General features: G+C 75.1%; 6 protein-coding genes. 3 read left to right on the forward strand and 3 right to left on the reverse strand.

Features of this window, described 5'->3' with window-relative positions:
• Positions 1-4: 4 nt before the first annotated feature.
• Positions 5-2365 carry an MMPL family transporter gene (locus tag A0J59_RS09230; RefSeq protein ID WP_064315910.1) on the forward strand — a complete coding sequence of 787 codons (2361 nt, stop codon included), beginning with the start codon at positions 5-7 and terminating at the stop codon, positions 2363-2365.
• On the opposite strand, the gene A0J59_RS09235 is transcribed toward A0J59_RS09230, so the two are convergent.
• On the reverse strand, positions 2278-2991 hold the full coding sequence (locus tag A0J59_RS09235; protein ID WP_047233935.1) for an HNH endonuclease family protein: 714 nt from the start codon (positions 2989-2991) through the stop codon (positions 2278-2280). The two genes, A0J59_RS09230 and A0J59_RS09235, sit on opposite strands and share 88 nt — an antisense overlap.
• 151 nt (positions 2992-3142) lie before the next feature.
• Between A0J59_RS09235 and A0J59_RS09240 the strand changes: the two genes are divergently transcribed.
• Positions 3143-4183: a Gfo/Idh/MocA family protein gene (locus A0J59_RS09240; RefSeq protein ID WP_047233934.1), complete on the forward strand. Its 1041-nt coding sequence runs from the start codon at positions 3143-3145 to the stop codon at positions 4181-4183.
• Positions 4184-4378: 195 nt separating this feature from the next.
• Positions 4379-5842 (forward strand): hypothetical protein, encoded by a 1464-nt coding sequence (locus A0J59_RS09245; RefSeq protein WP_220084459.1) that lies wholly within the window; start codon positions 4379-4381, stop codon positions 5840-5842.
• A 50-nt stretch (positions 5843-5892) separates the two neighbouring features.
• On the opposite strand, the gene A0J59_RS09250 is transcribed toward A0J59_RS09245, so the two are convergent.
• Together A0J59_RS09250 and sucB are read right to left on the reverse strand one after the other, a co-directional pair.
• Complete coding sequence (locus A0J59_RS09250) at positions 5893-6786, reverse strand: TIGR01777 family oxidoreductase (protein WP_047233932.1); 894 nt, start codon at positions 6784-6786, stop codon at positions 5893-5895.
• A 150-nt stretch (positions 6787-6936) separates the two neighbouring features.
• Positions 6937-8446: 2-oxoglutarate dehydrogenase, E2 component, dihydrolipoamide succinyltransferase (sucB, locus tag A0J59_RS09255; RefSeq protein WP_064315912.1), on the reverse strand; the 1510-nt coding region annotated here is incomplete at its 5' end.

The raw sequence follows: 8446 nt of genomic DNA on the forward strand, positions 1-8446 counted from the left end.
CAGCATGCTGAGCAATCGGACGGGCGGGTTCCTCCGCGGACTGATCATTGTCGCAGTCATCGGTCTGTGGATGGCGATCGGCGCACTGGGCGGCCAGGCGCAGGGTCAGCTGAGCAGCGTGCAGACCAACGACGCCGCGGCGTTCCTCCCCGCGAGCGCGGAGTCGACGCGCGCCGCCGAGGTCGCGCAGGAGTTCACGGACTCCGAGACGCTCCCCGCGCTCGTCGTCGCGACCACGGGGGACGGCAGCGCCCTGACGCCCGACGACCTCGCCGCGCTCGACGCCTACGCGCAGGCCGTGCCAGGTGCGCCGCTCGAGGGCACGTCGGGCGACGAGCCCGCGACCGTGGGCGACGTCTCCGTCGCCGACCCCGTCGTCGTGCCGTCCGAGGACGGCGAGGCCGCGCTCGTCGTCGTCTCGCTCGACGCGTCCGTGGCGTCCGACCGGATCGGCGCCGACGAGGACAGCGTGAGCGAGCTCGCGGTCGGCGCGCTGCGCGACCTCGCCGCCGCGGACGCGTCCGAGGGCGGGCTCGCGGGCACCTCTCTCGAGGTGTGGGTCACCGGTCCTGCCGGGTTCGTGGCCGACCTCGTCACCGCGTTCGGCGGGATCGACACCGTCCTCCTGCTCGTCGCGCTCGGCGCCGTGCTCGTGATCCTCGCGATCGTCTACCGGTCGCCGATCCTGCCGTTCCTCGTCATCCTCACGGCCGTGCTCGCGCTCACGCTGGCGGGCCTCGTCGTCTACCACCTCGCCGCGGCCGACATCCTGACGCTCAACGGGCAGTCGCAGGGCATCCTCTCGATCCTCGTCGTCGGCGCCGCCGTCGACTACTCGTTGCTCGTCGTCGCGCGGTACCGGGAAGAGCTGCGCCTCGTCCGCTCGACCACGACGGCGCTGCGCCGCGCCGTGCGCGCGTCCGTCGAGCCGATCGCGGCGAGTGCCGGGACGGTGATCGCGGGCCTGCTGTGCCTCCTGCTGTCCGACCTGTCGTCGAACCGCAGCCTGGGTCCGGTCGCCGCGATCGGCATCACCGCGGCGTTCGTCGCCGCGCTCACGCTCCTGCCGGCCCTCCTGCTCGTCGCCGGGCAGCGTTCGCGCGGGCTCTTCTGGCCGCGCATGCCCCGCTACGAGGGCGCGCACGCGGAGCACGACGGCGGCGCGGCGGACGCGCAGCCCGCGACCGCCGAGAGCGACGACGCGGTGAGCGTCGAGGGGCACGGCGTGTGGTCGCGCGTCGCGAGCTTCGTCGGACGGCACGACCGGCGCGTGTGGGTCGTCACGGCGCTCGTGCTCGCCGCGTGCGCGGCGTTCGTCCCGACGCTCGACGCCGAGGGCACCGGCGACTCGGAGGTGTTCCTCGCGGACGTCGACTCCGTCGCCGGCGAGGAGGCGCTCACCGAGCACTTCGAGGGGGTCTCCGCCCAGCCCGCGACCGTCATCGCGCCGGAGGCGGACCTCGACGCGGTCGTCGCGGCGGCCGAGGGCACGGAGGGCGTCGCCGCGGCGACCCCCGTCACGGACCAGCCCGCCGTCGCCCCCGGCGCGCCCGCGCAGGGCGACCCGGTCGTGGTCGACGGGCAGGTGCGCGTCGACGTCACCACGGACGCGCCGTCCGACAGCCAGGAGGCCGTCGAGACGGTCTCGGCGCTCCGCGACGCCGTGCACGACGTCTCGCCCGAGGCCGTCGTCGGCGGCGCGGCCGCCGAGCGCCTCGACACCCAGCTCGCGGGCCAGCGCGACCTGCGGATCATCGTGCCGGTCGTCCTCGCCGTGATCCTGCTCATCCTCGTCCTGCTGCTGCGGTCGATCGTCGCGCCGGTCCTGCTCATGCTCGCCAACGTGCTGTCGTTCGGCGCCGCGCTCGGCGTCGCCGCGATCGTCTTCAACCACGTGCTCGACTTCCCGGGCGCCGACCCGGCCGTGCCGCTCTACGCGTTCTGCTTCCTCGTCGCGCTCGGGGTCGACTACTCGATCTTCCTCATGACGCGCGTGCGGGAGGAGAGCCTGCGGGTCGGGACGCGGCGCGGTGTGCTGCGCGGCCTCGCGGTCACCGGGTCGGTCATCACGTCCGCGGGCGTCGTCCTCGCGACGACGTTCGCCGCGCTCGGCATCATCCCGCTGCTGTTCCTCGCCCAGCTCGCGTTCATCGTCGCGTTCGGCGTCCTCGTCGACACGCTCGTCGTGCGGTCGCTGCTGGTGCCCGCGCTCGTGCACGACGTCGGTCGTCGGGCCTGGTGGCCGAGCGCCCTCGGGCGCACCGACCGGGGGCCGGGTCAGCCCGCGGGGACGGGCTCGGAGGGGCAGTCCTCGAGCACGCGCGCCATCGCCTCGGACTCCGACGGCGTGACCGCGAGCTCGTAGGCGGTCTTCACCGCGATCTGCCGCGCCACGTAGGGGCAGCGGAACGCGTGGTTCGGGGGCAGCCACGCCGACGCGTCGCGCGCGCCCTTGGACTGGTTCGCGGGGCCGTCGGACGCGAGCAGGTTGAGGGGGTCGTTGGCGAACTGCCGGCGCGTCTCGTCGTCCCAGGCGCGCGCGCCCTTGCGCCACGCGTCCATCAGCGGGACCACGTGGTCGATCTGGACGGCCATGCTCGTCGCGTTGCCGCGGCGGAAGTCGATGGTCTCGCCCGTGTACGGGTCCTGGAACGTCCCCGTCCGCACCTCGCAGACCTCGCCCCGCGTCGAGAAGGTGAGGTCGGTGAGGTCGCGGGCGAGGATGTCGTTGCGGGTGTCGCACCCGTTGCCGTCGACGTCCGCCCACGCGGGTCCGAAGAGCTCTCGCTCGTAGCCCGTGTCCGGGCCCGGGCCCTTGACCTCGAGCCGCGCCAGCGCCTCGAGCGCGGTGCCCGGGGCGGGGTCCGGCTCGTCGTCGGCGGCGACCGACTGCTGGTTGATGACGTTCGCGACCACGATGGCGACCGCCAGCGCGATCAGGACGTAGCGCAGGACGCTCCGACGAGGGACGCGACGGCTCGTGGTGCTCAAGGGACGACCTTCCCGAAACCGATTCTCGGCCCGACCCGCGCGAGACGGTACGCAGCGCTCCATACCGGACCAACGCGCACATTCTGCCAGGTCGCGGAGAGTGCTCGGACCACTCCGCAGGACGGCTCCGGTCGCGGCTAGATTGGGCGGCATGGACACCGCCGCACGCACGCTCAGGGTCGGGATCGTCGGGTACGGGGGAGCGGGACGCGGCATCCACGCGCGCCTCGTCCGCGAGGCCGGGCACGTCGTCACGGCGGTCGTCGTCCGGTCGCCCGAGCGCCGCGCCGCCGCGGCCGAGGACTGGCCCGACGTGCACCTGCACGACGACCTCGACGCGCTCCTCGCCGACCGGACAGCCTACGACGTCGTGGTCGTCGCGAGCCCGTCCGCCCTGCACGCCGACCACGCCACCGCGCTCGCCCGGGCCGGCGTGCCGGTCGTCGTCGACAAGCCGCTCGCGCTCGGCGCCGCGGCGTCCCGCGCCGTCGTCGCCGTCGCCGAGGAGGCCGGCACGCCCCTCACCGTCTTCCAGAACCGTCGCTGGGACCCCGAGCAGCTCACCCTGCGCTCCGTGCTCGACCGCGGCGAGATCGGTCGCGTGCACACGTTCGAGCGCCGGTGGGAGCGGTGGCGCCCCGTGCCGCAGCAGCGCTGGAAGGAGAACGACCTCGTCGGGGGCGGCCTGCTCCTCGACCTCGGGCCGCACCTCGTCGACTCCGCGACCCAGCTCTTCGGGCGCGTCACCGGCGTGTGGGCCGAGCTGCGCTCGCACACCACCCCGACCGAGGACGACGTGTTCCTCGTGCTCCACCACGAGCCCGACGCCGACGGGAACGCGGTCGTGAGCCGCCTCTGGGCCGGCTCCGTCGTCGGCGCCCCGGGGCCACGCACGCGCGTGCTCGGCACCGCCGGCGCGTACGTCGTCACGACGTTCGAGAACGACGCCTCGCCGTTCGAGGTCTTCGACGACGCCGCGCCCGTGGGCACGCTCGGCTGGGTCACGCGCGGGCGCGAGCGCGAGCCCGTCGCGCAGGCCCCGGGCGGTCACGCCGACTTCTACCGTGCCGTCGCGGCCTGGATCCTCGACGGGGGCCCCGTCCCCGTCGACCCGCACGACGCCGTCCGCACCGCAGAGGTCCTCGACGCCGCCCGCCGCAGCGCCCGCGAGGGTCGCCTCCTCGACGTCTGACCGCGCGCGGGCGGAGCCCTGCTCGGTCGAGGTAGAACCGTGGTCGCGCGAGGGAGGACCGTGGTTCCTGTGCGCGACGGCGTCCGACGAACCACGGTTCAAGCTCGGCCAACCCGGGTTCTCCCTCGGCGGGCCGACCGCGATCCGGCCTGTGGACAACGGCGCGTCGGGGTTCTCCGTGCGGTGAGATGAGTCATGCCGTCGTCGACGTCGCGCCAGCCGCGAACGCCCGTGGAGACCGTCGTGGACCTCGTGCCGGTGCTGGGTGCCGCGGGGTGGCCGGTACGGCGGGAGCCCGGGGCGCCGGGCGGTGTGGTGGCGTACGACGACGCCGGGACCGTGTGCGAGGTCGCGCGGCTGGACGTCCCCGAGGGACCGGGGCTTCGTGCCGCGCTGGTCGAGCACCTGCACGCGCTCTCCGAGGACCACGAGCACCTCGTGGCGGTGCGTGGTGTCGTCGAGGCAGGGGAGTCGTCGCTCGTGGTCCTCACCGACCACGTCGACGGGCTGCGCCTCGACGAGCTCGCCGCGGCCCGGGAGCCGTTCCGGGCCGCCGAGGCGGTCACGGTGCTGGTCCCGGTCGCGCAGGGCCTGGCCGCGCTCCATCGTGACGGCCGTGCCCACGGGAGCCTGGACGCGGCGTGCGTCGTCGTGGCGTCGAGCGGTCGTGCGGTGCTGCGTCCGCCCTTGACGCCCTCGAGCGGTGCGCCCGCCGACGACGTCCGCGACCTGGCGCGGCTCGTGCTCGACCTCGTGCCGCCTCCGGCGTCGAGCCATCCGTCCTACCAGGCGAACGCCGACCCGGAGGAGGCGCGTGATCTCGCGGCGCTGCACGCCGAGCTCGCGGTCGCGCTGCGCGACGAGCCCTCTGCCCGCCCGGCCGCGGGGACCTTCGCCGCGCGCTGCTACGACGCCGTGGAGCCGCGTCCGGTCGTGATGCCCGACGCCGCGCGTCTCGTCGCGGGTGCGTTCGGCGGACGGCGGACCGTGCGACCCGGCGTCGGGGGGTCGACGGCCGGCGGTGGCGGCGTGCGTGGCGGGACCAGGACCGGCGGCCGGGGTGCTCGGGCCCGGCGGCGGCGGACCGTCCGGGCGGTCGCCACGAGCGGGGGGATCCTCGTCGGGTGCGCTGTGCTCGTGGTGCTGCTGGTCCTCCTCGGTCCGTCCCGCACGACGCCGCCCGACGCCGATGACCCGGTGCCGAGCGCGGCGACCGCCGCGGTCGAGCCGGACGGGGACGCCGACGCGGTGCTCGACCTCGACGCGGTGCTCGATCCCGGCGACCCCGCCGGCGCCGCACGCGCGCTCACCGCGCTCCGCCTCGCGCTGCTCACCGAGGGCACGGGCGACCTGTCGTCCGTCGTGGTCGCGGGCTCGTCGGCGGAGGCGCGCGACGCCGCGGTGCTCGAGGAGCTCGACGGCGTGGACGTGCTCGACGCGCGGGCGGAGGTCTTCGACGCCCGGCTCGGCGAGGACTGGTCGCCCGCGCCGGCGGGGGCGACTCCCACCGACGCGGTCGTCGAGGTGGACTACGCCGTCAGCGCGCACCGGCAGCGCACGGACGACGGCGAGCTGCACGTGCCCGCGACGCCGCGGACCACCGTCGTGCTCGTGCTCCGGTGGACCGACGACGGGTGGCGCGTCGCCGAGGTGCGGTGACACGTACCGTCGCTAGCTCGGCTCGGCGCGGGACAGCGTCGGAGCAGGCGTCAGCGGCGCTCCGCGACCCGGCGCGCGGCGTCGGCGAGGAGGGGGTCGGCGAAGGTGAAGCCGCTCGCCTCGAGGACGCTCGGGAGGGCACGCTGCGAGCCGAGGATGTCCGACGCCAGCTCGCCGAGCACGACGCGCAGCGCGACGGACGGGACCGCCAGCGCGGCCGGGCGGTGGAGCTCTCGCGCGAGCGCACGCGTGATCTCCGCGTTCGTCGCCGGGTGCGGGGCGCAGAGGTTGACCGGGCCGTGCACGGGGGCGGTGAGCAGGTGGCGCAGCGCGTCGACCTCGTCGCGCAGCGTGATCCAGCTCCAGTACTGCGTGCCGGGGCCGAGCCGACCGCCCACGCCGAGGCGCAGCAGCGGCAGGAGCCTGCCGAGGGCGCCGCCCTCGGACGAGAGCACGATGCCCGTCCGGGCGTGCACCACGCGGACGCCCGCCTGCTCGGCGGGCGCCGTCGCTGCCTCCCACTCCCGGACGAGGCGGGCGAGGAAGCCGTCGCCCGACGCCGACGTCTCGGTGAGCACCTGCGCGCCCCGGTCACCGTAGTAGCCGATGGCGGAGCCCTGGACCCAGACGGGCGGCGGCGCGTCGAGACCGGCCATGGTCCGCGCCAGGAGGCCGGTGGTCCGGGTCCGGGACGTGACCAGGGTGCGCTTGTACTCCGTGGTCCAGCGGTGGTCGCCGATCCCCGCGCCGGCGAGGTTCACGACGGCGTCGGCGCCCTCGAGCACGCGGGGGTCCAGGCTGCCCGCGTCGGGGTCCCACTCGTGCTCGTCGGAGGTCTGCGGGGCGCGACGGACGAGCCGGCGCACGTGGTGGCCGTCCTCGCGCAGCCGCTCGAGCAGCTCGGCACCGATGAATCCGTGCGAGCCCGCCACGACGATGTCCATGGGACCACGCTACGGGGCCGCGACTGCCCTGCGCACCCGCGGCGGGGATCTTCTCCCGCAGGCCCGACGTCGGTCCTGCCACGAGGACGCCGAGAGGCCTCGACCACGACGGTCGAGGCCTCTCGGCGGTGCCTCAGGGGAAGCGGCGTGTCAGAGGCCGACCTCGGCCTCGAACGCGCCCTCCTCGATGCGGTTCTTGATCGTGGTGAGGAAGCGCGCGGCGTCCGCACCGTCGACCAGGCGGTGGTCGTAGGACAGGAAGATGAAGCACGTCGAACGGATGCCGATCGTGTCGTTCCCGTCCGCGTCCGTCACGACGACCGCGCGCTTGGTGATGGTCCCCGTGCCGAGGATCGCCACCTGGCCGACCGGGACGATCGGCGTGTCGAAGACGGCGCCGCCCGAGCCGGTGTTGGTGATCGTGAACGTCCCGCCCGCGAGCTCGTCCGGCCCGACCTTGTTGGCGCGCGTGCGCGAGCCGAGGTCGGAGATCTTGCGGGCGATGCCGGCGAGGTTGAGGTCGCCCGCGTCCTTGATCACCGGGACGACGAGGCCGCGCTCGGTGTCGACCGCGATGCCGACGTTCTCCTGGCCGTGGTAGGTGATCTCGTCCTCGGCGAAGGTCGCGTTGATCTTCGGGTAGGCCTTGAGCGCCTCGACCGCGGCGAGCGTGAAGAACGGCAGGAACGTGAGGTTGGCACCCTCGCGAGCCTTGAAGTCGGCCTTGGCGCGGTTGCGCAGCGCGGCGACGCGCGTCACGTCGACCTCGACCGCGGTCGTGAGCTGGGCCTGGGTGGTCAGCGCCTCGACCATGCGGCTCGCGACGAGCTTGCGCAGGCGGCTCGTCTTCTCCGTCGTGCCGCGCAGCGGCGAGACGGCCGGGACGGAGGCCTTCTTCGGAGCACCACCGGCCGCGGGTGCCGCGGGAGCAGCTGCCGGGGCGGCCTTGGCCTCCTCGGCCTTGCGGGCGGCCTCGAGGACGTCCTCCTTGCGGATGCGGCCGCCGACGCCCGTGCCCGTCAGGGTCGACAGGTCGACGCCCTTGTCCGCCGCGAGCTTGCGCACGAGCGGCGTGAGGTAGGTGCCACCGGCCTTGGCGGCCGGGGCCGGGGTCGCGCCCGGGGCCGACGGCGCGGCCGGCTTCTCGGCGGCGGGAGCGGGGGCGCTCGTCGCCGGGGCGGGCGTCTCCTCCTGCGCGGCCTGGGCGGGGACGTCCGCCTCGCTCGCGGGCGTGCGCGCCTCGGTCGGCACCTCGGCCGGAGCGGATTCCTGCGTCGGGGCCTCCTGCGCGGGCTGCTCGGCCGGGGCCGCGGGGGCCGCGGCCGGGGCGGCGCCCGAGCCGACGATCGCGAGCACGGTGCCGACCTCGACCGTCTCGTCCTCCTGGACGAGGATCTGCTGGACGGTGCCCGCCACGGGCGAGGGGACCTCGGTGTCGACCTTGTCGGTCGAGACCTCCAGCAGCGGCTCGTCGACCTCGACGGTGTCGCCGACCGACTTGAGCCACCGGGTGACGGTGCCCTCGGTGACGGACTCGCCGAGCGCGGGAAGCTTGATCTCCTCGCCGTCCCCGGAGGACTGCGGCGCGGGAGCGGCCTGCTGGGCGGGGGCGGGCTCGGCGAGTCCGTCACCGAGGGCACCGTCACCCGGTGGCTCAAGT

Source organism: Cellulosimicrobium sp. I38E (genome assembly GCF_001647255.1).
Taxonomy (GTDB): Bacteria; Actinomycetota; Actinomycetes; order Actinomycetales; family Cellulomonadaceae; genus Cellulosimicrobium; species Cellulosimicrobium cellulans_E.

Coding starts and splice junctions, on each gene's coding strand:
- A0J59_RS09230 (WP_064315910.1), top strand. CDS start 5: ATGCTGAGCAATCGGACGGGCGGGTTCCTCCGCGGACTGATCATTGTC.
- A0J59_RS09240 (WP_047233934.1), top strand. CDS start 3,143: ATGGACACCGCCGCACGCACGCTCAGGGTCGGGATCGTCGGGTACGGG.
- A0J59_RS09245 (WP_220084459.1), top strand. CDS start 4,379: ATGCCGTCGTCGACGTCGCGCCAGCCGCGAACGCCCGTGGAGACCGTC.
- A0J59_RS09250 (WP_047233932.1), bottom strand. CDS start 6,786: ATGGACATCGTCGTGGCGGGCTCGCACGGATTCATCGGTGCCGAGCTG.